The organism is Glaciibacter kafniensis (assembly GCF_039538945.1).
In the GTDB taxonomy this organism is placed as follows: Bacteria; Actinomycetota; Actinomycetes; order Actinomycetales; family Microbacteriaceae; genus Cryobacterium; species Cryobacterium kafniensis.
On sequence record NZ_BAABCN010000007.1, the window covers coordinates 311,361 to 333,208 of the forward strand.

The window sequence follows — 21,848 nt, forward strand, 5'->3', positions numbered from 1 at the left end:
CGGCAAGAAGTATCCGTACTATGCGGTGCAATGGGATCCTGAGCGAAATGCAACGGTTGAGCCTCCACTAGCTCTACTCGAGCGGTATGACGTTGTCTGGTGGATTTGCGGCCGGAGACACCCATTCAAATCAACGGTAGTGGACCGCGTACGACGTGGAGGTAACTGCCCGGTGTGCACCTCACGGCGCGTTCTTCCAGGGTTCACTGACTTAGCGACCATTTTTCCCAACATTGCCGCCGAGCTCCATCCAACTTTGAACGGAGTGCTTCGTGCAGATCAAGTACTTCCTCAATCACAGAAGAAGATGTGGTGGCTCTGCCCCATCGGGCACAACTACGAATGTGTCGTCGCTGTGAGAACCAAGTTGGGAATCGGATGCACGAAATGCACAGGCAGGCGCATTGTCGAAGGCGAAACGGACCTCGCCAGCGTGCGCCCGGAGATTGCCGAGCGTTGGCACCCGACTCTCAATGGGGCGCTCACTGCCGCGGATGTGCACCCTGGCTCCGCGCGACGGGCCTGGTTCACCTGCCTATGCGGGAAGCCCTACCTCACCGAGATTCGGATGATGCGTGCCGACCGGTACTGCAGGGAATACACCGACTACTTGCGCTGGCACGCGGTAGCCGAGCAAGAGAGCGTCAGTGCTGCACCCTAGCTCTACTTCAACGACGGAATTCGTTACATTACAGAGGTGAAGCGAGAGCTCAAGAAGTCGAATAAGGACTCCCTCGAAGCGATGTATCTGCCACAAACTGTGGCTTACCAGGCTGCGAACGTGCCTTTCGGGCAGCTGCTCGTTCTGGACCTGACAAAGCGGAATGATCCCGAAACTGAGCGGCTCGACAAGTCGATGTGGGTTGCGCACAAGTACGACGAGACGGGCGTCGTCGTCGCGAGTACGATGATCGCAGTTGTTCGCGGGAATCGGCATACCCCGAGCGACCGATAATGGCGTTGGCCCCGCGAGCTACTTCGCCCGGCTAGCCTCAGTCCCATTGTCCTGGTCCTCTCGGTCGAAGCAGACGGCACTCTTATGACAACCGCCGAGGTCGAAGACTTCCCAGGCCTCCCCGAGGGGGCATTCAGCGACTTTAGGGGCTGGGACGGTTTGTTGCGGATGGGCCGGAATCGCTGAGGGGAACTCTCGGCGCCCAATCAATTCTCGTCGGTGACTTCTCCATCTTGCGCTAACGGAAACCGCTAGTCAGAACCAACGCGCTTCACTTGCAAGGTTGTGCCAAGTTGAATGCGAAGAAAACTGTCCCAAATGGAGGTATTCCACTGACAAATACTTGCGAATACTGTCAACTAATTTGCGAAACGACAGTCTCTGTCGTTTTCTCAGCCCTACTGAGTTTTGCAGTCACTGTATTGCGGAAGGTGACCGTCGGAAGCGATCTGTTGCGTTGAAAGGGTGTCCGTGGATCTCGAGCTCATAGAGGCATTTCGCTCACGTTCCGCAGTACTTGTGGTCGGGACGGGCGCGTCCCAAGCAATTTCGCGCCAGCACGAATTGAGCGGGTGGATCGGACTCGTGCGAGATGGTATCGATCACCTAGTCAAGATCGGTGTGAAGGACGACCGTTGGAAACAAGCTGTTGTCGGCATGATAGATGCCGCGAGTGACGACGACAGCTCGTTTCTCCTTCAGGCCGCGACTCAAGTAGGGGACGCGCTCAAAGCGACTGATGGGCTTGGGTACCGGAACTGGCTGAAAGGCACAGTTGGTTCCCTTCAGAAGGGGGAAGAGGAGCTAGGGAACGCGATTCTGGGATTGCCGGCCCCCATCCTCACGACGAACTACGACACGTTGATCGAACAGTGTGGGCAACGAGGAAGCTCTAGTTGGAATGACGCCAAATCGATGCAGAGAGTTCTCGCTCATAGATCTTCAGATGTTGGACATTTGCATGGAATTTGGAACGATCCGGATTCGGTCATATTTACTTCGGCTGACTATCGGAAGTTGCTCGACAGCCCCGCTGCCCAATCGATTCAGTCCGCTTTCGCCAGCAGCAAGAGCATCGTTTACATCGGGGTAGGCGGCGGGCTATCAGACCCGAATTTCTCCCGTTTTCTTGAATGGCAAAGAGAAACGTTCCCCAACCCGGGACTGAGCCACTATCGCCTTTGTCTCAAGTCCGAAGTTGAAATGTTGACCAGATTCCATGCCACGGACAATATGGTGCTGGTGACCTATGGCGATGAGCATCATGAGCTGGCTCCGTTTCTGACCACCCTGGCGTCGGAGCTCAGCGATATTGTTCCATCCGGGTCAGGAATGGTCGCTGTCGGGGGCGCGGAGATCCGTGAGCTGTTTGAACAGTCACTCATTGAGGAAGTTATCGGTCGCCCCGAGGGGGCAGAGCTGGAGCTTTCGATCGAGAACCTTGCGCTCGAACCTGTCTTGCTGCCGATTCCCCACGCACAGTATGTATCTCAAAAGTCCTTGAAATCAGGGAATGATGACCTGAAGCGCATCGATCCGGAGGCGGATCTTGCAGCTGGCGAAGTGATACTACTTGTCGGGGATGAGAAATCTGGGCTTAGCTTTGCCGCGAGATGGCTTGCGCTGAAGGCGTCAAACGTTGCCGACGGGTTGCCACCCATTTACACAAACTTTACTCAATGCAAGAAATCACTTCGTCCGCTTGAAGATCTCATCCGCCGCGAGGGGCGGATGGCGGGACTTCATCTGGGGAAAAAGACGCAGATTCCAGCCGTCGCTTTGGTCATCGATGATTTCAGTCCTTACGTTGCATTTTCAGAGCTAGCAGTCCGCGACCTTTCCTCGTTGGCGCGCGGTTTCACTGTGATGACCTGCCGACAGGGCACAGAGGAAGCGGTTCAGTCGCAACTGGAAGCGGCGGGCATCCGTTGCCGAGTGAGGTATCTCGGGCGACTGGAGCGAGGTGACATCGAGAAGATGGCACAGATGGCCGCGCCCATGACGTTTGGTGCAATCGCTGAGCAAGTGTGGGGACTGCTCTGTTCGGAACACCTGCCGAGGACGCCATTCAACGTTGCGCAACTTATCTATATCTATCAGCGAAATGGAGAGTTGGGAGGAAATGCCTCCTCCACATCGATCCTGGAGGAGTTCGTTGCGTTGCTTCTGGGGCGTGGTGACCCCCATGAGGACGCGCGCTTCAATTTGGATCACGAGCAGAAAATGACATTGCTTGAGCGTCTCGCTGAAGGATTCGTCATAGACGATGAACTGGGCGCTGTGGAGTCGGCCACCGTGGCTGCACTCAGTTCTGCGCTTGAAGACCTAGGGTGGCCCGAATCCCCAATCGACATTCTCACCAACTTCCTTGAGCGACAAATCTTGATCCGGAGGAATGGCTTCGTTGTTTTCGCTCGCGGCAGCTTTCTTCATCTCTTCGCGGCGAAGCGTGCCCAGAAGTCGATGAATTTTAGAGACCATCTACTTGATCGCCCGCTCTACTATGCTTCGGCGATATCTGATTACGCCGCCATTCAACGCCATGACCCGGTTTTGCTCGAGCGCGCAGAGCGGTGGGTCGATTCAATTCGTTGGGAAGAATCCGCTGGGGCGGCGTTCGCCGAACTTGAACTCATGACCCCAAGCTTCGAGGAGATTCCTCCCGATGCTGAGGAACTCGGTGATGCCGTTGGCGCGGAGCTCGCAATGGATGATGCCTCGAACGATGATGATCCGCCAGCGTTCCCAGTCGCAAAAGAGGAAGATGTCCCGCCTCTCTGGCGCGCACTACAGACGCTCGAACTGGCATCTAGAGTCGTACGTGACGCAGACCAGGCTGGCGAGGTTGTCCAGAAGCAACGAGTACTTGACTCTCTGTTGAACAAGTGGGGCGCAACTTCCTCGGCGATGGAAGGGGATCAGGATTACCGGAAACTATTTCAGGAGATCTCATCCCTTCAAGAGAAACCTGTGGATTCGGCAGATCTCCACACGGATGCCATGCGGAGCATGCAGACGCTTCTTCCTGCGGTATTCGCTTTTGCGGGAGTCTCTGAGTTCCTTGCCTCGCGTCGGCTCTTGATCCCGCTTGAGCGCATCATCGCTGACTTTGACTCAGATACCTCGGTGGAAAAGCGCGTATCTGCGGTGTACTTCCTAGTCGCAGTGGCCGAGCCCGGCTGGGCCGAAAAGGCCCGAACGGTTCTCAGCGGCGTGGGGAATCTGTGGGTCATGCGCAATTGGATCCTGATGCTTTTGCTCTACAAGTACATGGAGAACTCGTCGGGCGCCGAGGACGACACGATTCTCCGTATGTGTGTTGACATCGTCGCAAGAGGGACTAAATACAAGGACGATGCGGAGCGTCGGCGACACAACGCGCTCCTCTTACGCCAGCTCCCCCAGGCACGAGAGCTGGAGAGGAAGCGTCAGCGCGCGCAGATCGCTATCAAGAGAGATCAAGTAGCTCTGCCGAAGCCCACTGCCTCCGCGATTGCTGGAGCTTAGTTGGACGACGGAACCATTGGCTAGCCTCCGGCCTGGGAACGTCAGAACGGTATGTGCGCTGAGATCACTTCGCGCGCGAGGTTGACGCTCTTTTCCTTCGGCTGATTGTTTTCATCGAACCACGTGACTGTGAAATACGCCCCCATGCGGTATGCCTTCTCGGCAAGTGAGCCTCGAAAGGGGCCCACCGCCTCGCCCGACAGGTCATTCCAGTGGCCGGCATCGAGGATCCTGATGTCCTGGTCTCCCTCTATCCGCACTTCCTTCGCAACGCTGCGCGGGACCGCGTTTACCAACTCGAACCTCTCAGTGGTTTCGTGAACCATGCGGACACTCCATCGTGGTTCCGGCAACGGCACGATAGGAGAGAAGATAGGGTCCGGCTCCCACCCGCTCAACGGATTCTCGGGACTATTTTGCTGTTGCTTGGCGTCTGCCAGGATCTTTGAATAGTCCTTGATGGACGCCGCGAGGATACGCTCGCTCTCTTCGTGGGCACGCGCTGCAGTTTTCGCTACTTGTTCCATGTCGGCTGTCATCTCAGCCCTCGCCATCGAAATGTCTCTCATATGGCGGCGCGTACTGACTGGTCGCCACGACCAGAGCCATGCTAGTACTCGTCGAAAGGGCGTGCCCACCTTCGGGATCAACGAAACGAGTCGAAGGAGCAGCCACAGGATGATGCCGCCGACGACAGTAGCTGCGAGCTGGTTTTCGTTGGCCAACGCCCAGAAGCCGTTCCATATGTTCACAATCATGAAGATATCTGCTCACCCAAGACTTGCGCGGATCCTAAGCGCAAGATGTCGGCGGAAGCTTGCAAATTCTCTTGCCGATGTACTGGTCGTCGCGAGCTAAGCTCACGAACACGGCCGACCTCATTCGTCTGATCACTAGCGATGAGGCTGTGCACGGGTGCTACATCGGTTACAAGTTCCAGAAGGGTCTCGAGAAGGAGACCCAGGAGCGTCGCGATGAGATTAAGGACTACACCTTCAATCTCATGTACGAGTTCTACGAGAACGAGATCCAGTACGCCCGAGCGAAAGCTGGAGGCCCTCAGTCTGGGGGTCTCGTTCGGTGAATCGGGGAATGCAGGGCATTCGCGCCAACTACGAAGGAATGGACCAACCACTAGCATTGGGATTTGGTCTATAGGGGGAACAAAATGGGACGTCGACGAGGATTCCTGGCCGAGATTCAGCACCAGAACCGGCTTGCGGAGCAGCGCCAGCGGGCAGCTGTACGTGAGCAGGAAGCGGCCTACAAGCGTGCCGTGAGCGCGCAGAACGCCGCGCAGCGAGCACAGCTGGCAGCAGCGAGAGCGTCCGAGGCTGACCGCAAACGGATGGAAAAGGAAGCGGCGGCCGCGTACATTACCGCGATGCAAGCAGAAGCTGAACAGCTCAACGCCACACTTCTCGCCGGCTACGACCAGCTGGACAACTTGCTCACCGCGACACTTGACGTTGACGACTACGTTGACTTGGAAGCTCTGCGCAAGCAAGCGGAACACCCACCGTTTGTGCGACCAAACCTCGAAAAGCCGATTCCGGCACCCCCAGCACTCGTCGCACCGGCAGAGCCCGTCCGCCGGGTCGTAGAACGACCCACCGGCCTCTTCGGGCGCAAGAAGAAGCTTGCTGAGTCCGAAGCGCAAGCAGACGCTGAACTGAACGCGGCACGACAAACCTGGGAGCTATCGACGTCGAGCCTCCCAAGCCGCCAAGCCCAGCAAGTTGCTGCGCACGCGATTGCAGAGAAAGCACGCATCGACGAACTTGCAATCGAACGCGCCCGATACGAGGCAGAGTGCGCAAACCGTGAGTCGGAAGTTGCCGAGCACAACGCGTCGGTTGACCAGCTCATCGCGAACCTCGGCTACGGGGACGCCGCAGCAATCCACGAGTACATCGGAATCGTCATCGCGAACTCGGTCTACCCAGACAGCTTCGAAATCGATCACGAGTCAGAATTCGACTCATCGTCGGCGGAGCTTCGACTGCGGGTGCTCGTGCCCGGGCCCGACCTCATCCCGACCGTCAAGTCGTACCGGTATGTCAAAGCCAGCGACGAGATTGCTGCAACAGAGCAATCACAGAAAGACTCGAAAGACCGGTACGCCGGAATTGTCCACCAAGTAGCGTTGCGCAGCCTCCACGAAGTCTTTGAAGCCGACCGGCGAGGGCTGATTCAATCCATCTCCCTCGAAGTAGGAACTCAGACAATTAGCCCGGCTACAGGAACCGAAACCTACGTACCGTTCGTTGCCGTCGGTGTCGCGCGCCCCACATTTGACGCGATTGAGCTTTCCGGGGTAGTGCCCGTGGCGACCCTCGAACACCTCGGCGCCGCACTGTCGAAGAACCCACTCGGCCTCGTCCCAGCCAACGGCTCCGGAGTTCGTCGCTCATGACCGACGTAGCCGACGGGCTCGTCTTCAACCCGCCCCCAGGGTGGCCGAAGCCCCCGGCAGCATGGCGCCCACCAGCGAGCTGGACCCCTGACCCCGCGTGGCCGGCGGCCCCAGCCGGCTGGCAGCTGTGGGTTTCGGGCGACGCCGGCTTAACACTGCCGCAGCCTGAGTCTGAGCTGACGGCACCGGTAGATGAGCCGACATCGGCGACCGTTCACGCCTCTGCCCGAGAGTCCTTTCTCGAATCCGAGAACGCGGAACTGAGAGCGCAGCTCGCGGCCGCACGCTCCGGCGAAAGCGACTACGTCGAACTGGACGATGCGCGGGTCTTGCAAGAGGTCGGCATCTACCGGTACCACCACCCGTTGGAAGACGCAGCGCTCTACCGGGAACGCCTCGACGCCATCGAGGCGCGAATCGCCGAAGTTGTAAAAGCCGACCTAGCCATCGTCAAGTCGAACCTCTTCACGTTCGACAACTCGCTCGCGAAAGGTCGCCGGATGACCGGAGACCTGTCCCGGCTCATGCTCCGCGCGTACAACGCGGAAGCGGACAATAGCATCCGTTCGTTGAAAGTCGGCAATGTACAGACCGCGAGGAAGCGTTTGGACGCCTCCCGCACCGCCATCGCGAAGCTCGGCTCGTTGATGGAGATGCGCATCAGCGACGAGTTCCACAATCTCAGAGTCGAAGAGATAGAACTGACCGCCGACTGGCTGATGAAAAAGCAAGAAGAGCGCGAAGCCGAACGTGAAGAACGCGCAAAGCTCCGCGAAGAACGCCGAGTCGAAAAGGAACTCGCTGAAGAACGCGCGCGACTCGACAAGGAGCGCCAGCACCTCCTCAACACGCTGAACGCCCTCCGCGCATCAGGAGGCGACGACCTCGACCTGGCGCGACGACTCGCAGACGTCGACACCGCGATAGCGGACAACGACTTTCGGGCGGCGAACATCCGAGCAGGCTACATCTACGTGATTTCCAACCGTGGTGCGTTCGGTCAAGACGTGGTCAAAATCGGTCTCACTCGACGGCTCGAACCCACCGAGCGAGTCGCTGAACTCAGCGGCGCATCCGTTCCATTTCGGTTCGACATTCACACGCTCTACTTCTCAGAAGACGCTGTCACACTCGAAAACGAACTCCACAAACACTTCGCCGAACGCGCACTGAACAAAGCCAACTTCAGAAAAGAGTTCTTCTTCGCATCCCCAGCAGAGGTACGGGACGTGCTGATGGAAAAGGTCGGCAACCTCCTCGAGTTCCGAGAACACGCCGACGCGACCGAGTACATGCAATCGGTGGGGCGCTGGCCCAAGGGAAGAGACAGGTCCTCCGAGAGTTCCGCGGAGAATTCCTAAGTCCGATGAAAGAAACCGGTTCCGTTGCTGGGCGAGAAGCCCGAGAAACCAGGTCTCAAATAGGTGGCAAATACCTCGGTAGGGTGAGGCTCCGCACTTTTGCGTTGTATGGCCCTTTCTGCCCTCACGTCAGTCGGTGCTGGTCCTCGGCGCGGTGTATCCCGCTGGGCGCGGGGTGTTCACCACGCCCAGCGGGATACACCGCGCCCGGACGGCCGGGGGCGACCGCAATTCGCGTGGAGCAGCTCCCTGCCCGGTGCTGACCTGCCCCAGAGCTGTGTCCAGGGCGGAGCTACCGCCCGTCAACGATCGACATGAACCCTGCGAAGGCGAAGATTCCCGGCACAGCGTAGAGGAACGTGAGCAGCGCGAACCAGCCGATGGCGCCGAGCACCGACCACGCGCCGGTTCTGCGATCACGGATGTTCAGGCGACGCCCGTCGGGGCCGATGAGCGCTTGCGGCTCGACCCAGCGCGTGTGCGGGTGCTCGAGTTCAGCGGTGATTTTCGCGAGAACCCGAGGAATCTCCTGACCGGGCACCCGTTCATCGAAGTAGCGACCCGCCTTCGCGAGGACGCGAGGGGCCACGTGTGTGAGGATGGCGTGCACCGAATCCCACGTGTCGGCTGCCGAGAAGTCGGCGCCTTGGGGCGTGAAGAAGACCAGCATGTCATCGACGATCTCGACGTTGAAGCTGCTGGCGTGATCGATGAGAGCCGCCATGACATCCGGAGTCAGAACGTAGAGTGCCTCCATGCGGTACGTGGGCGTCGAGTAGGCCTGGAACCACCGGTCAAAATTGCCCTCCAGAGACAGGCGCTGCTCCCGGTCGATTCCGATGGGCAGCTTGGCGCTGATACGGCCGTTCGAGGTGGCAGCCAGGACGAGGTGCGGCAGCGGGTCGGACAATGTGATGGCGATGTAGTTCCACTCTCCGGCGCGACCTGAACGGCGACTCAGGTTGCCAATTTCGAGGCCGGGCGCGACAAAGCGAGGGTACTCGCGGATGCCGCTGCCCTCCACCGTGATGACTGAAGCGAACGTCGCGCGGGGGCTCGGCTTCGGTTCAAAACCGTTGGCGAGGGCGGTGAGTGTCTGCCGCCATTCCTTCATGCGCGCTCGCGGCGATGGTGGCTGGGCCGCCCACCGGCGCAGCCAGTACGTGCCGAAGAGCCAGACGGCGAGCACAGCCGCCCCAATCATCAGCCCGCCGATGTCTGCCGCGCTGACCTGGCCGTCTTGGTAGGAGTCGACGCGGATGCCGAAGAACATCAACACGAAGAAGAGATACCAGAGAATCAGACAGAAGTTCACGTGCACGAGCACCTGCCGCTTCGTCGGCACCCAGCTCGGTCGCGAATCGCGATGCACCGTCGCCATTGCGGCGGCAAGCTCCTGCTCCGAGGCGTGCAGCCACCGCGGATCCACGTTCATCGTGCCCTTCGTCTACTGATTGGTGCTCAGGGCACATCGCCGCGACGGCTTTGAACCCCTCGAAAAAGGACGTCGACGCAACGATTGAACAGGATGCACCGTAGTCTCGCGAGAGACAACGCGCGAGCCAACGATTTCGAAGGGCATGAGAATTGCCGAAGACCTATTTCATGATGGAAGTCAACAGCGCAGCTGAGTCTTGGCGGACCATTCGTTCGATTTCGAGCAGATCCGCCCGTTCGGCTGAAGTCCGTTCTGAGAGGTGACCGCGCGAACGAGTTTCAAATGGCTTTGGAGCAGGCGCAACAGCAATTTACTGCGGCTGCCGCTATCGGTTACGAGAGCCGACCACTAAACCTGTTCTAAGGGGCTTCGCAAGCCGGGAGAGCGATTGCTGCAGCGAGCGCTGCATTAGGCCCGCGTGCTTCGACGCGGGAAGCCGAGGTCTGGAAGGCTTCAGGTCATGGACTTAAGTTCGTGTCCCAACTCGACAAACGTATTGGGTTGCTGGGGGCGCCAGTGAAACTTGAGCCGAGCAATGTTGACTTGTTCTCGCGAGTGTCCATCGCGCTCAATTCCCCTCTCGATGTGGGAGAAGCGGTGATTGGTGAGCTGCTAAGCCAAATTCCAGAGTTTCGTTTGGAGTTTGGGACGGTCGACGATTGGCTGCCAGAACTCCATGACTCTGGAATCTACGCCGGTTCCGGTCCGATGGGAGACCCGCCATATGGGTGGGATGTGGGCGTGCCGTTTCTCGGCCGCGAGGGCGGAGCCGCTGTGGCTGACGTTCGGTCTGTCATCGATCGATACCCGGCGCTGCGCGGATTCGACATCGGGGTAGATCCAGATGGCAAGGTCGTGAGATCTCAGGAGAAGGTCCATTTGCTCGTTCCTTCTATGGATGATCTTGAGATAAAGAGCGGATACTTTCGGCCAACGTCCTCGTCCGTTTATCGTCGCCACGATCTGATCCTGCCGTCGGTTGGGTCAAGCGAAAAGAGTCTTCAACCCCTCATGTCGTGGTGGTTGGTCCTCTACGCTTTGTCGATGGTGGCGCGATACTCACCAAGCGACTGGACGGCGGCCTTGTCGATTTCATCCAGTCCAATTGCTTCAAAGATTGAGCATGTTCTGGACGCTGCTGTAGACGCCGTGCCCGATCTGATCGCGGAGGCTCTAACCGGCCTCAATAGTTAGGAGTCCAACGCCCGTGCCAACGTCGGTCGTCGGTCGTCGGTCGTCGGTCGTCGGTCGTCGGTCGAGCTGTCAACGCTGAAGACGCGGACTGGGCTTCTAAATCAAATCATTCGCTTTGAAACACACACCTTTGTCGTTCCAATACAGGGTCGGTTGAGAACTAATCCTGGCACTGAATTAAATAGTTCAGCGGGGCGATTTGCATTTGTTCGTGTGAAATAAGGGTATCTCTGTCGGTTTCAATTAATTAGTGCGTGAGCACGTATAAAATAGTGGTGTGAAGCCGATTGAGTATCCGCACTTCGATTTCGACAGCGAATTGAGTCGCGCTGTAATTGGACTTGAGCGAGCTCGTGCCGAATTGGGAAGTGGTTCAACACCACCAATTGTTTTCTTTCAATTGAAAGAACTTTTCCAGCTGCTGACGAGCATCATGTCGGCTCGAATCGAAGGAAACCGAACTTCTCTCTTGGACGCTGTGCTGGGCGCCGCCCGCTCGAAGGGGAGTAGCGGAGGCGAAGAAAACGCAAACGATGGCGTCGAGGAAATTCTCAATATTCAAAAGGCCATTGATTTCATCGACGAGACGGTTCACGCCGGCCCGATTACCCACATCTATATTCGAGAGCTGCATCGGCTCGTCGTGTCGGGCTTGAGGCGCGAAGGAGATCTGACCCCCGGTGCGTACCGACTGGGTGAGGTGGCCATCGGCGGCGCGAAACATCAGCCGCCGTTCCCCTCCGATGTACTTGACAGCATGAGTGCGCTTATCGCCTTTGCAAATGTTGAAGTGGAGCCGCACAAGCAGCTCTTGCAGTCAGCTATCGTTCACCATCGGTTCCTCTGGATTCACCCATTCGGAAATGGAAATGGTCGGGTGTCCCGACTGCTCACGTATGCCATGCTCGTCAAGCAGGGCTTCACGGCTACTTCCGGCTACCGTGCGTTGAATCCGACAGCGGTCTTCGGGGCCGACCGCGCTGCGTACTATGACAATCTCGAACGGGCCGACGCGCTGGACAATGATGGAATCGTCGCGTGGTGCACCTACGTGCTCACAGGGCTGAAGACTGATCTCTTGAGATTGACCAGTCTCACTGATGGGGATTTTGTTGTGACAAGACTTCTCCATCCCGCGATTGAACGATTGCGGGATTCCGGTCGACTTACCGCGAGCGAAGCGGCTGCGCTCCGGGTTGTCGCCCAGAAAACTGTGGTCAAGGCTGGGGATCTGGCCTCGGCTCTGCCTGGATCACCATCGACTCGGAGCCAAGCGATACGGAAGATCGTTGATCGAGGGCTTTTGATTCCACTCGAGAACTCCCCGCGATCTTATCGACTCGCGTTTGCACCGAACGATCTCACCGTTCACATCGTTCACCAGCTTGATGCACTCGGATTCCTCCCGACGATACTGAGAAACGATCCCCTCTAGCCTGAAGCGTAGGTTCCGACTACCTGGATCGTGGGGCGCTGATAAACCTGGGCTACGATCCGATGTTCCCGAAGAGCGTCACCGACGTGAACCGGCGATCCTGTCGGTTCTGTCTGGTGAGGCCGACGACCGGCGCCGGGGCCTCAGGTCGGCGGATGCCGCGGCATCCGCCATCACAACATCCCAGCTACTCGAATACGGGCGAGAGAAAGCGGCGTTCGTAGCGGCGGATGCACTGCGTGCGCTTGGCGAACTCGAAGGCAGCGATGCACTCCGGGTCGGTGGCTGCCGCCGCGCGGTACTGCTCGTAGGCAGCGAGCGAATCGAAGGTGAAAAGCGCAAATGCTTCATCACTGTCGCCTTCGCTGGGCAGGAAGTACCCGTGATGTGTGCCGCCGAGCTTGTTGACGAGCCGAATCCACTCTTGGCCGTATGCGCGAAAATCGTCGAGCTTGTCGGCGTCGATCTCATAGCGAAGGTGGATCGTGATCATTGAGTCTTCCGTCTCGGTGGGGGCGGGCAGTTTTGCGTCGATCTCATGCTCCCATCTTCGAGGTCGCACGTGCCGCGGAATGGATGCCTGACTGACGGCCCGAGGCGCTCCTGGCGGTCGTCACCGAGCTGCCGGTCCACGGCAGAGCACCGCGTTCCCGGCAGATCTGCAGTCGTGCGGAGTCGACCCGGACTAGCCTCGAGACATGAGTGATCGCCGCACGGCCACCTCCCCGCAAGCCAACGCCACACGCTGGCGGCCCGGGCGCGCAGGGCGCCGCGAACCTCCGGCCTGGACCCACGCACTCGCCGACGGAACGGACGCCGGATTCTTCGGGCCCGGCAGCGCCGTCTGGGCGGTCAATGGGGCGCTGCCGACGCTGGTCGCCGGCATCCGCGCGTTGCTACTGCAGACCCTGCATCCCGGAGCGATGGCCGGCGTGCACGACTGGTCGCGCTACCGCGAGGATCCGCTCGGACGCCTCGACGGCACCGTGCGGTGGGTGGCTACGACGACGTTCGGCGACCGGGCCAGCGCGACGGCGGCATCCGCTTTCGTGTCGCGACTGCACGAGCACGTGACGGGAACCTACGTCGACGCCCGCGGCGCCGAACGCGCGTATGCAGCGAACGACGAGGAGCTGCTGCGCTGGGTGCATGACGCTTTCACCGAAGCCTTCCTCGGTGCCCATGCGCTCTGGGGCGGACCGATCCCTGGCGGGCCGGATGCCTACGTGCGCGAATGGGCACAGGCCGGTTCGCTGATGGGAGTGGCCCAGCCGCCGACGACCGTCGCAGAACTCCACGCCGAGATGGACGCCTTTCTCGTTGAGGCCAAACCTGACGCGCGCGTTGCAGAGGCAGTTCGTTTTCTGCGGAAGCCTCGGCTGCCAGGCATGACGGGTCGGCTGTATCCGGTCCTGTTCGGCGGGGCGGTGGCGTCCCTTGACCGGCACCAGCGCGAACTGCTCGGCCTGCGGCGCCCGTGGTGGCCGGCGGTGACGCTGACCCGCGCGCTACTTGTCGGCGGGGTACGCATGCTCGGCCCGGTGTCGCCGAGTGAACAGAACGCCAGGGCCAGGATCGCACGGCTGGAGGCGGCAACGTCTCCCGCAAATGAGCAGAGGGACCTCTGATAGTCGGGCCGTCGAATTCAGATGAACCGCAAGCCGTTGGCGCCAACGACGGGCTCGATTTTCGCGGTCGTGCCACCCGGTTCGGGTGATGCATCTGCTTGCGCCGAGCAATATCTTCGTGCCGGAGCGAGAGTGAGTGGCACCTCGCCGGATCGGAGTTTGACATGAGCATCTGGGATTTCTTCGTCTGGTTCTTCTGGTTCTACATCTTCATCTCGTGCATCGCGATATTCGTCAGGGTCATCATTGACGTGTTCCGAGCTCCAGACCTCAGTGGCTGGGCGAAGGCGCTCTGGGTGCTGTTCTTGGTTTTCCTGCCCTTCCTTGGCGCCTTCATCTACTTGATCGTGCGCGGCCAAAGCATGGGCCAGCGTGCCGCCGCATCGTCGCGCGAGGCGAGAGGGCAGACTGACGATTACATCCGCTCGGTCGCGAGCCAAAACTCGGCGGCGAACGAGATCGAGTCCGCAAAACGACTCCTCGACAGCGGCGCCATTACACCCGCCGAGTTCGAAACGTTGAAAGCAAACGCACTGCGCGCATAGGCACAGAGGCGTGGCGAGTCGTCGAGTTCGGTGAAGGGCGGATGCTTCGGCATCCGTCCTTCTTGTGGCTGTGGGGAATCGCAAACAACAGAACGCGAGCCTGAACGGCTCCGACCGCGGCCCGCTCCCCGGTCTCTCGGAAGGTCCCACGGCAGTCTCATGGTCCGCGACCGGAGACCGGACGTACGATGGCGGTGTCACACCCGATGATCCGACGGGAGTCGCCATGGTTCAAGTACGCGTTTTCGGGATTGCGCTCGACAACGAGGGCGAACACATCATCCTGCTGAAACCGGTCGCAGAGGCGCCGGCCGTTGGCAACCTGCTGCCGATCGCGGTGGGCGAGCAGGAAGCGACGTCCACCCTGATCGCCCTCAGCGGCGAAACGCCGCCGCGGCCGCAGTCGCACGATCTCATGAAGACGCTGCTCGACACCGTTGGTGCCCACGTCGAACGGGTGGACGTCACCCGCATCGAGCAAGGCACCTTCTACGCCGAGATCACTCTCGGCATCGCAGCCGGCTCACTCGTGCTCGATGCCCGGCCCTCGGATTCCATCGCACTCGCCCTGCGCGCCGAAGCACCGATCTTTGTCGCCGACGACGTGTTGGAGGAAGAGGGAATTCCCGCCGCGTTGGTGGAATCCGCGCGCACCGAAGAGGAGGAGCCTGACGGAGAGCAAACCCTCGACGAGTTCAAGGAATTTATCGAACACGTCGACCCGGAGGACTTTCAAGGCTGACGCCGGCCGCGCCGACGTACCGCCCGTCGTGCGTGGTCACGAGTGCTGGCCTTCCTGCAGAAGGACAACGAGAAGACGACGAGAAGACAACGAGAAGACGAGGAGTAGAGGAGTAGAGGAGACGAAATCATGGCATTCGACACTCCGAACGGAACGCGCGGGGCCCGCCAGCCCGGCAGCAACCGAATCGAGCGCTGGGCGAACCAGCGGATGCTCGGCCACATCCGTCGCACCGGCTCGCTCGGGCATGCGCAGGTTCTGGTGCTGGTGACGAAAGGGAGAAAGTCCGGAGCGGAGCGGTTGACTCCCGTGGGCTGGTTTCCCGGTGGGGGCGACAGCAAGCTCATTGTGGCGTCGGCAGCGGGCGCTGCACGCAATCCCTCGTGGTATTTCAACCTCGCAGCGAATCCCGCCGCGGTTCGCATCGAGTTTGCGGGGCAGCGCATCAACGTTACCGCCGCACAACTGCACGGCGCAGAACGGGATGAGGCCTGGCGGATGATCACAACGCAGTCCCCGAATTACGCCAAGTACGAGACGACCACCGACCGGGTGATTCCCATCATCCGTCTCACCCCGCGCTGACTGCGCGTGTGTGCAGCTGACCACAAGTCACGCCAGCTATCCTCGTGAGGGTCTAGATTGACGACCTCGTGCGACTGAGCACTCTCGCCGGACGGTCCCTGGGCGGGCAGCAGATGTGACCTGACATGTCGGTTGCACGAGCGCGACAGCCCCGAACTCGAACAGAATGATGAAAATGAACCCAGAGCGCATGAACGTCGAATCCTTCAACCTCGACCACCGTCTCGTTGCTGCCCCCTACGTGCGGGTCGCTGACACGAAACGGCTTCCGGGTGGTGACGTGATCACCAAGTTCGACGTGCGGTTCACCCAGCCCAATGTCGACCACCTCGAGATGAAGGCCGTGCACTCGCTTGAGCACCTCTTCGCCGAGCACTCACGCAACCATTCCGAGAAGGTCATCGACTTCTCGCCGATGGGCTGCCAGACGGGTTTCTATCTGATCATGCAGGGCGCCCCCGATTTCGACGAGGTCGCCGCGCTGATCGAGGTGACGCTCAACGACATTCTGCGTGCGGACTCGGTGCCGGCTGCGAATGAAGTGCAATGCGGCTGGGGCGCCAACCACTCCCTCGAAGACGCCCAAGCTGTGGCCGCCGGCTTTCTCGCCGGTCGCGAGAAGTGGAACGTGGTCTTCGCGTGACCACGCCTGCACTCGCCATCCTTGTTGCGATGGACGACGAACTTGAGCCCTTCCTCGCCCGCGCCGAAAATGTCGGCCCCGCCAGGAAGGTCGGAAACGCGGTTCACCGCAACGTGGTTCTCGGCGGTCACCCCGTCGTGCTCGTGCGAACCGGAATCGGCCTCGTCAACGCGGCAGGAGCGGCAACCACCGCAATCCTCCACGCGCAGCGCGAAGGAGGGCAGAGCCTTCCGCTGGTCATCAGTGCTGGCAGTGCCGGCGGGTTGGGTGCAGAGGTTCGTGTCGGAGACGTGGTCGTCGGAACCGACTACATCAACGTCGATGCGGATGCTCGCGCCTTCGGCTACAAGCTCGGCCAGGTTCCGGGAATGCCGGCGAACTATCTCGCGGCGGAACATGTGGCAGAGGCGATCCTCACGTCTCAAAAGCTCCGGGCCGGTGCCGTGCACCAGGGCCTCATCGTCTCCAGCTACAGCTTTGTGACGCCGGCCCGAGCGGAGGTCATCACCCGCGATTTTCAGGGAGCGCTGGCGACCGACATGGAGTCATCCGCCATCGCTCAGACCTGCCACGTCTACGGGGTTCCGTTCATCTCCGTGCGCGGCATTTCAGACCTCTGCGGACCAGCCGCCCACGACGACTTCCGGGATCAAGTGGATGACGCGGCGACGCAGTCGGCATCTGTGGTCATCTCCGCGATTGACGCTCTCGTGGGTGTGGCGGGCGCCCGCGCTCAGGCCTGATCGGGCGGTGAAGCGGATGCCGCCGCTCGCGCCGCCTCGGCGGCGCGCTCGGCCCACTTCGGCACGTCGCCATAGCGCTGAAACGCAACCAGCCGACCGGCCGCACTGTCGTCGATGAGCTGGGCCAATCGTCGCTCGCGGGTGGCCTCCTGCTTCGCCGTGAGTGCCCAGTGGATGACCTGTCGACGGTAGCTCGCCGTGGCTGCCTCCCAGAAGGCAGTCGCAGCGGGATTCGCGGCCAGCAGCGCCGCGGCCTCTGGCGGCAACTCCCGGTCGGGACTCTCGTGGGAGTACACCCCCGATCTGTCTTCACGCCGACGCTCGAACGCGGCGAGGCCGGGCTCGCGCATCCGCCCCTCTGCGGTGAGTTTCTCGACCAGTGCGATGTTGACGCTCGACCAGATGCTGGAGGTCTTGCGTGGCGTCCAGCGCTGGCGCCGCGCATCCTCGTCGATGCGCTGGGAGACCGAGTCGATCCAGCCGAAGCACAGAGCCTCGGGAACGGCCTGCTCCCAGGTGAGGCCGCCGTCGGGCACGTGCTTCTTGTACAGGCCCATCCACAGTTCGGTCGCGGTGGCGTGGTTCGCCTCGAGCCAGGCGCGAAACTCCTCGGGCGAGGCGAAGAAGATCGCCGGCCGCTCTGGTGTGCCGCCCGGCGTGCCGATCGTCGTCATGGCACGAGTCTGCCAGAACGTGCCGAAAGTCCTGCTTTCCACAGTCTTGAAGATGGCTAGATCACGCCCTAGGTTGGAAATATCGTCAGTGTTCACGCAGGAAAGAAGGGTGTCTGATGAGCGAGAAGGCCAGCGACAACTCCACCGACGACTATCCCGAGGGAGTGCCGGCAGACGAGAAACCAGAACGCTTCGAGAAACCGACCAGCCAAGCGACGGATGAATCTGCAGCTGCAGACAATCCTGACGAGGAGGATCAGGGCATTCTCTCGGAACCTTCTACTGAACGCGACGAGGAGATCCCCGCGGCGGATGGCGACGGCGCGAGCTCAGAATAGGCGCCCGCATGGGGGCCGGGACAGAGCGGCGCTGATTGTCGGCTCATGGCCTTGCTATTTCCGCATATCGCGGTCCCACCGATAGGTTCGATGGAGACGCTTGGTTTCCTTCGAAGCAGAACACAAGCCGCAGGTTAGAAACGGAGACACGATGACACTTCAATCCGAACTCCCCGCCGTAGAAGTATGGTGGCCTCACCTGACAATCGAGCAGAAACACGAGATTCAACAGGACGTGAGCGCGCCGCTCAGCGCTGCAGTACGAGAAGAAATTGAGCGGATCGCGAACATCGAGCTGAGCGAATCGCATCTGCAACTGAGCCGCGAAGCGCAATCCTTCATCCAGACTCAAAGCGAACCGGTCGACTGAGTCTCGCCCGTGGAGTTCATTTCCCGGCCCGCGGTCGCGCCACCATTCGTGTCCCTCGGGAACACAGCGCCGCGCACCGCGAACACTGCCGCCACTGCCCTCCTCGCGGAGCCGTTGGCATTCGCCGCACTGGACGTTGCCCGTGCGCTCACCTGGTGTGTTTCGGTGGGACGGGAGGCGCCTCTGCCCGGCGCGGGAGCCACGGCCGAGTTGTGGGAGATTTTAGCGACGGTCGCGGCTGCCGATGTCGGAGTCGCCCGAATGTTGGAGCCACATCTGGATGCCTTGAGCATTCTCGACCAAGCGGGGCATCCTGACCTCTCCGTGCTGGGCGTGACAGAAAAGAGCAGCTGGGGAGTCTTCGCCGCCGAAAGCCGCGAGTCGAGACTTGATGCCACAGAGCACACCACAGAGCACACCACAGCGCACGCGACGGAGTGGACACTCGACGGAACGAAAGTGTGGTGTTCTCTCGCCGGTGATTTGTCCCACGCGCTGGTCACCGCCTCTGTCTCAGACTCAGAGCGTCGGCTCTTTGCGATCAACCTCCATGACGACGGCGTCAGCGTGCACGAAGGTCCGTGGACGGCCCGCGGACTCCAGCAAGTCAGAAGTACACCGATCACGCTCGATCGAGTGCGCGCGGTGGCGATCGGTGGGAGCAATTGGTATCTGGAGCGCCCCGGATTTCATTGGGGTGGAATGGGAGTTGCCGCCTGCTGGTGGGGCGGAGCCATTGGCGTGAGTCGAAAGCTGTTCAGACAACTCCGGGAGAGCCCGAGCGATCCGATTCTGGAGATGCATGCCGGAGCTGTCGACGCGAGTTTGGCATCGTCTCGCGCCGTTCTGGCGGATGCCGCGCGTCAGATCGATCAGGGTGTGGCAGCACCACCGGAACTCGCGATTCTCGCCAAACGGGTGCGCACGCAGGTCTTCGATTCGGCCGAGGCCAGCCTGATGCACGCGGCACATGCGCTCGGACCCACGCCTCTCGTGAGTGACGATGACCATGCACGGCGCGTGGCCGACCTCGACCTCTACATCCGCCAGCATCATGCAGAGCGGGACAGCGCATCTCTCGGTCGGCTCATTCGCGAGGGCGCGGAGATGCCATGGTGACGTTCGACCACCGAGAGCGCGGCACGCACGAAGCGCTCTGGACGGCTGATTCTCGCTGGGCAGCAGTCCCGACCCTGGCCGAAGACTTCACACAACTCGTCGTCGTGGCAGCGCATCCCGACGATGAAAGCCTGGGAGCTGGAGGGCTCATCGCGCGCAGCCACGCGCGGGGAGTCAAGGTGTGCGTCATCGTCGTGACAGATGGCGAAGGCTCCCATCCGGATTCACCGACCCACACTCCCAGCCAGCTCGCACCGATGCGTCGGCGAGAGCTCCTCCAGGCAGTCGAGACTCTTGCGCCCGGCGCCTCGGTCAGTTTCCTCGGAATTGCGGATGGGACGATACGGGAGCACATCGACGAGGTGTACAAACATCTCAGCGCGGCGCTCGGCGCTCTGGGGGTCGCCGGAGCCCTCCTCGTTGTTCCGTGGGGTGAAGACGGCCACAGAGATCACGTCGCCGTGAGCAGCGCGGCTCGACAGATCTCGGCCGAGACGAGCGTGCGGCTGCTTGAGTATCCGATCTGGCTCTGGCATTGGAGTAATCCTGACTCCCTGCCGTGGGGTGCCGCAACGCGATTGCTGCTCGGCCCAGCGGAGCGCGCGCTCAAGCAGAAGGCACTGTCTTCTCACGTCAGCCAGGGTGAGGCGCTGTCCGATGCGATCGGGGATGAGGCCCTGCTCTCGGCGCACACCCTCGACTACTTCTCGCGAGATTTCGAGGTCTTTTTTGACCCGGAGCGGCACGAGCGCTCCGCGGCCGCGGCAACACAGGCTATGCGTGAGCCGCTGAATGAGCCACAGGGCGAGCCACAGCAGGAATCGCTGGGTGAATCGTTCTTCGACGACTTCTACAGGGGCAAGTCTGATCCGTGGGGCTTTGAATCGCGATGGTACGAGAGCCGCAAGCGGGCAATCACGATCGCGGCGCTCCCCGACCCGAGATACGAGAATGCGCTCGAAATTGGCTGCTCGACAGGCAAGCTGTCCGAGCTCCTCGCGGCCCGGTGTGACCGTCTCGTCGCCGTTGACATCGCGCAACAGCCATTGGATGTGGCCAGAGAACGACTCCGGGAGAGAGGAAACGTTGATTTGCGGCGCCTCCAGATTCCCGATGAATGGCCAGAGGGAACTTTCGACCTCATCGTGCTGTCGGAAGTCGGCTACTACTGGAGCCGTGCCGATCTGTCGCGTGCCCTCGACCGCACTCTGGCGGCGCTGCGCCCCAATGGTGTGCTGATGTGCTGTCATTGGCGACACGACGTCGCCGAATATCCTTTGACCGGCGATGACGTTCATCGAGAGGTGAACGCGCTTCTGGGCCTGGAGCGTCTCGTGTCGCACGTTGAGGAGGACTTCATCCTGGAGGTGTTTGCCACATCGCCGGCGCAATCTGTCGCACGTCGAACCGGACTCATCTCATGAATAATTCGCCGCTTGAGGCCATTGTCGTCGTCATTCCTGTTCACAACGAGGAAGCGTTGTTGGCGCGCTGCCTGAGCGCGATGGAGCAAGCAATATCATCGGCTCGATCACTCAATGGAACTGCGCCGGAGATCACCGTACAGGTGGTGCTCGATGCGTGCACAGACGACTCCGAGCTGATTGCGAGTGCTTTTCCGTACGATTCGATCGGCGTCGACTTCACCAACGTGGGCCAGGCCAGGGCGCTCGGCGTGCAACGGGGAATCAGGAGGTGCGCAGCGGCGGAGCCCCGATCGGTGTGGATCGCCAATACCGACGCTGACTCGACCGTGCCACCGAACTGGATCAGCGCTCAGATTGAGCTCGCTCAGCGCGGCGTAGATCTCATGGTTGGAACAGTGCGGCCGGATTTTGCCGATCTCGACGAACCTCAGCGAGATGCGTGGACCCGAACTCACACTCCGGGCCACGCAAACGGCCACGTCCACGGTGCCAATCTCGGTTTTCGAGCGCACTCCTATCTTCAGGCAGGCGGGTTTTTGGCACTGCCCGAGCACGAGGATGTGCAGCTTGTCTCCGCACTGCGCGCACTGCCGGGCCTCGTTGAAGTGGCGACCGATGAGTGTTGGGTTCTCACCTCGGGGCGGGGCGTCGGCCGAACTCCCGGCGGATACGCCGGCTATCTTGCGACTGGCCTCGTCGCCTCCGCCCCGCAATGACGGGATGAGCAT

The 21,848-nt window shown here is 60.7% G+C and carries 22 protein-coding genes and 1 pseudogene; 19 read left to right on the forward strand and 4 right to left on the reverse strand.

Annotation, left to right across the window (positions count from 1 at the left end; genetic code table 11):
• The first annotated feature begins 25 nt into the window (after positions 1–25).
• The 3 genes from ABD791_RS21265 (at position 26) to ABD791_RS13020 (ending at position 4,462) form a co-directional block, all read left to right on the forward strand.
• On the forward strand, positions 26–661 hold the full coding sequence (locus ABD791_RS21265) for a zinc-ribbon domain-containing protein (RefSeq protein WP_425562254.1): 636 nt from the start codon (positions 26–28) through the stop codon (positions 659–661).
• Positions 662–697: 36 nt separating this feature from the next.
• Positions 698–955 carry a hypothetical protein gene (locus ABD791_RS13010; RefSeq protein WP_345067313.1) on the forward strand — a complete coding sequence of 86 codons (258 nt, stop codon included), beginning with the start codon at positions 698–700 and terminating at the stop codon, positions 953–955.
• Positions 956–1,426: 471 nt separating this feature from the next.
• On the forward strand, positions 1,427–4,462 hold the full coding sequence (locus ABD791_RS13020) for an SIR2 family protein (protein ID WP_345067316.1): 3,036 nt from the start codon (positions 1,427–1,429) through the stop codon (positions 4,460–4,462).
• A gap of 41 nt (positions 4,463–4,503) precedes the next feature.
• Here ABD791_RS13020 and ABD791_RS13025 read toward each other — a convergent pair whose 3' ends face one another.
• Entirely contained in the window at positions 4,504–5,220 is a 717-nt protein-coding gene (locus tag ABD791_RS13025) for a hypothetical protein (RefSeq protein WP_345067319.1), read from the reverse strand.
• Between the two features lie 71 nt (positions 5,221–5,291).
• Between ABD791_RS13025 and ABD791_RS13030 the strand changes: the two are divergent.
• The 3 genes and pseudogenes from ABD791_RS13030 to ABD791_RS13040 all read left to right on the forward strand — a co-directional run.
• Positions 5,292–5,498 (forward strand): annotated as a pseudogene (locus ABD791_RS13030) (ribonucleotide-diphosphate reductase subunit beta); the annotation flags it as partial.
• 132 nt (positions 5,499–5,630) lie between these two features.
• Positions 5,631–6,878: a hypothetical protein gene (locus ABD791_RS13035; protein ID WP_345067322.1), complete on the forward strand. Its 1,248-nt coding sequence runs from the start codon at positions 5,631–5,633 to the stop codon at positions 6,876–6,878.
• Complete coding sequence (locus ABD791_RS13040) at positions 6,875–8,239, forward strand: SNIPE associated domain-containing protein (protein ID WP_345067324.1); 1,365 nt, start codon at positions 6,875–6,877, stop codon at positions 8,237–8,239. The genes ABD791_RS13035 and ABD791_RS13040 overlap by 4 nt, the downstream gene beginning before the upstream one ends.
• A 292-nt stretch (positions 8,240–8,531) precedes the next feature.
• On the opposite strand, the gene ABD791_RS13045 is transcribed toward ABD791_RS13040, so the two are convergent.
• The gene (locus tag ABD791_RS13045) at positions 8,532–9,674 is read right to left on the reverse strand and encodes a hypothetical protein (RefSeq protein ID WP_345067327.1); all 1,143 of its coding nucleotides are present in this window, start codon (positions 9,672–9,674) and stop codon (positions 8,532–8,534) included.
• 477 nt (positions 9,675–10,151) lie between these two features.
• Between ABD791_RS13045 and ABD791_RS13050 the strand changes: the two genes are divergently transcribed.
• On the forward strand, positions 10,152–10,871 hold the full coding sequence (locus ABD791_RS13050; protein ID WP_345067330.1) for a YaaC family protein: 720 nt from the start codon (positions 10,152–10,154) through the stop codon (positions 10,869–10,871).
• 277 nt (positions 10,872–11,148) lie between these two features.
• Positions 11,149–12,306: a Fic family protein gene (locus tag ABD791_RS13055; protein ID WP_345067333.1), complete on the forward strand. Its 1,158-nt coding sequence runs from the start codon at positions 11,149–11,151 to the stop codon at positions 12,304–12,306.
• Between the two features lie 187 nt (positions 12,307–12,493).
• Here ABD791_RS13055 and ABD791_RS13060 read toward each other — a convergent pair whose 3' ends face one another.
• On the reverse strand, positions 12,494–12,799 hold the full coding sequence (locus ABD791_RS13060) for an NIPSNAP family protein (RefSeq protein WP_345067336.1): 306 nt from the start codon (positions 12,797–12,799) through the stop codon (positions 12,494–12,496).
• Between the two features lie 205 nt (positions 12,800–13,004).
• Between ABD791_RS13060 and ABD791_RS13065 the strand changes: the two genes are divergently transcribed.
• The 6 genes from ABD791_RS13065 to mtnN all read left to right on the forward strand — a co-directional run bounded on the left by ABD791_RS13065 (position 13,005) and on the right by mtnN (position 17,192).
• Positions 13,005–13,934, forward strand: coding sequence for an oxygenase MpaB family protein (locus ABD791_RS13065; protein ID WP_345067339.1), 930 nt, complete (start codon positions 13,005–13,007; stop codon positions 13,932–13,934).
• Positions 13,935–14,098: 164 nt separating this feature from the next.
• The gene (locus tag ABD791_RS13070) at positions 14,099–14,479 is read left to right on the forward strand and encodes an SHOCT domain-containing protein (RefSeq protein ID WP_345067341.1); all 381 of its coding nucleotides are present in this window, start codon (positions 14,099–14,101) and stop codon (positions 14,477–14,479) included.
• Positions 14,480–14,705: 226 nt separating this feature from the next.
• Complete coding sequence (locus tag ABD791_RS13075; RefSeq protein ID WP_345067344.1) at positions 14,706–15,221, forward strand: bifunctional nuclease family protein; 516 nt, start codon at positions 14,706–14,708, stop codon at positions 15,219–15,221.
• 129 nt (positions 15,222–15,350) lie between these two features.
• Complete coding sequence (locus ABD791_RS13080) at positions 15,351–15,806, forward strand: nitroreductase/quinone reductase family protein (RefSeq protein WP_345067347.1); 456 nt, start codon at positions 15,351–15,353, stop codon at positions 15,804–15,806.
• Between the two features lie 175 nt (positions 15,807–15,981).
• Positions 15,982–16,449, forward strand: a complete 468-nt coding sequence (locus ABD791_RS13085) for an S-ribosylhomocysteine lyase (RefSeq protein ID WP_345067350.1) — start codon at positions 15,982–15,984, stop codon at positions 16,447–16,449.
• On the forward strand, positions 16,446–17,192 hold the full coding sequence (gene mtnN / locus ABD791_RS13090; RefSeq protein WP_345067353.1) for a 5'-methylthioadenosine/S-adenosylhomocysteine nucleosidase: 747 nt from the start codon (positions 16,446–16,448) through the stop codon (positions 17,190–17,192). The genes ABD791_RS13085 and mtnN overlap by 4 nt, the downstream gene beginning before the upstream one ends.
• On the opposite strand, the gene ABD791_RS13095 is transcribed toward mtnN, so the two are convergent.
• Complete coding sequence (locus tag ABD791_RS13095; RefSeq protein ID WP_345067356.1) at positions 17,183–17,866, reverse strand: YdeI/OmpD-associated family protein; 684 nt, start codon at positions 17,864–17,866, stop codon at positions 17,183–17,185. The two genes, mtnN and ABD791_RS13095, sit on opposite strands and share 10 nt — an antisense overlap.
• 116 nt (positions 17,867–17,982) lie before the next feature.
• Here ABD791_RS13095 and ABD791_RS13100 point away from each other — a divergent pair, with 116 nt between their 5' ends.
• From ABD791_RS13100 to ABD791_RS13120, 5 genes are all read left to right on the forward strand, one after another.
• Entirely contained in the window at positions 17,983–18,204 is a 222-nt protein-coding gene (locus ABD791_RS13100; RefSeq protein WP_345067358.1) for a hypothetical protein, read from the forward strand.
• Positions 18,205–18,355: 151 nt separating this feature from the next.
• Positions 18,356–18,574, forward strand: coding sequence for a hypothetical protein (locus tag ABD791_RS13105; RefSeq protein WP_345067361.1), 219 nt, complete (start codon positions 18,356–18,358; stop codon positions 18,572–18,574).
• 261 nt (positions 18,575–18,835) lie between these two features.
• Positions 18,836–19,693 (forward strand): acyl-CoA dehydrogenase family protein, encoded by an 858-nt coding sequence (locus ABD791_RS13110; RefSeq protein WP_345067364.1) that lies wholly within the window; start codon positions 18,836–18,838, stop codon positions 19,691–19,693.
• Positions 19,687–21,117, forward strand: a complete 1,431-nt coding sequence (locus ABD791_RS13115) for a PIG-L family deacetylase (protein ID WP_345067367.1) — start codon at positions 19,687–19,689, stop codon at positions 21,115–21,117. The genes ABD791_RS13110 and ABD791_RS13115 overlap by 7 nt, the downstream gene beginning before the upstream one ends.
• Complete coding sequence (locus ABD791_RS13120) at positions 21,114–21,836, forward strand: glycosyltransferase family 2 protein (RefSeq protein ID WP_345067369.1); 723 nt, start codon at positions 21,114–21,116, stop codon at positions 21,834–21,836. The genes ABD791_RS13115 and ABD791_RS13120 overlap by 4 nt, the downstream gene beginning before the upstream one ends.
• Positions 21,837–21,848 lie beyond the last annotated feature (12 nt).

Coding starts and splice junctions, on each gene's coding strand:
- ABD791_RS13040 (WP_345067324.1), top strand. CDS start 6,875: ATGACCGACGTAGCCGACGGGCTCGTCTTCAACCCGCCCCCAGGGTGG.
- ABD791_RS13075 (WP_345067344.1), top strand. CDS start 14,706: ATGGTTCAAGTACGCGTTTTCGGGATTGCGCTCGACAACGAGGGCGAA.
- ABD791_RS13105 (WP_345067361.1), top strand. CDS start 18,356: ATGACACTTCAATCCGAACTCCCCGCCGTAGAAGTATGGTGGCCTCAC.
- ABD791_RS13110 (WP_345067364.1), top strand. CDS start 18,836: ATGTTGGAGCCACATCTGGATGCCTTGAGCATTCTCGACCAAGCGGGG.
- ABD791_RS13065 (WP_345067339.1), top strand. CDS start 13,005: ATGAGTGATCGCCGCACGGCCACCTCCCCGCAAGCCAACGCCACACGC.
- ABD791_RS13035 (WP_345067322.1), top strand. CDS start 5,631: ATGGGACGTCGACGAGGATTCCTGGCCGAGATTCAGCACCAGAACCGG.
- ABD791_RS13095 (WP_345067356.1), bottom strand. CDS start 17,866: ATGACGACGATCGGCACGCCGGGCGGCACACCAGAGCGGCCGGCGATC.
- ABD791_RS13060 (WP_345067336.1), bottom strand. CDS start 12,799: ATGATCACGATCCACCTTCGCTATGAGATCGACGCCGACAAGCTCGAC.
- ABD791_RS13120 (WP_345067369.1), top strand. CDS start 21,114: ATGAATAATTCGCCGCTTGAGGCCATTGTCGTCGTCATTCCTGTTCAC.
- ABD791_RS13085 (WP_345067350.1), top strand. CDS start 15,982: ATGAACCCAGAGCGCATGAACGTCGAATCCTTCAACCTCGACCACCGT.
- ABD791_RS13115 (WP_345067367.1), top strand. CDS start 19,687: ATGGTGACGTTCGACCACCGAGAGCGCGGCACGCACGAAGCGCTCTGG.
- ABD791_RS13080 (WP_345067347.1), top strand. CDS start 15,351: ATGGCATTCGACACTCCGAACGGAACGCGCGGGGCCCGCCAGCCCGGC.
- ABD791_RS13025 (WP_345067319.1), bottom strand. CDS start 5,220: ATGATTGTGAACATATGGAACGGCTTCTGGGCGTTGGCCAACGAAAAC.
- ABD791_RS13070 (WP_345067341.1), top strand. CDS start 14,099: ATGAGCATCTGGGATTTCTTCGTCTGGTTCTTCTGGTTCTACATCTTC.
- ABD791_RS13045 (WP_345067327.1), bottom strand. CDS start 9,674: ATGAACGTGGATCCGCGGTGGCTGCACGCCTCGGAGCAGGAGCTTGCC.
- ABD791_RS13100 (WP_345067358.1), top strand. CDS start 17,983: ATGAGCGAGAAGGCCAGCGACAACTCCACCGACGACTATCCCGAGGGA.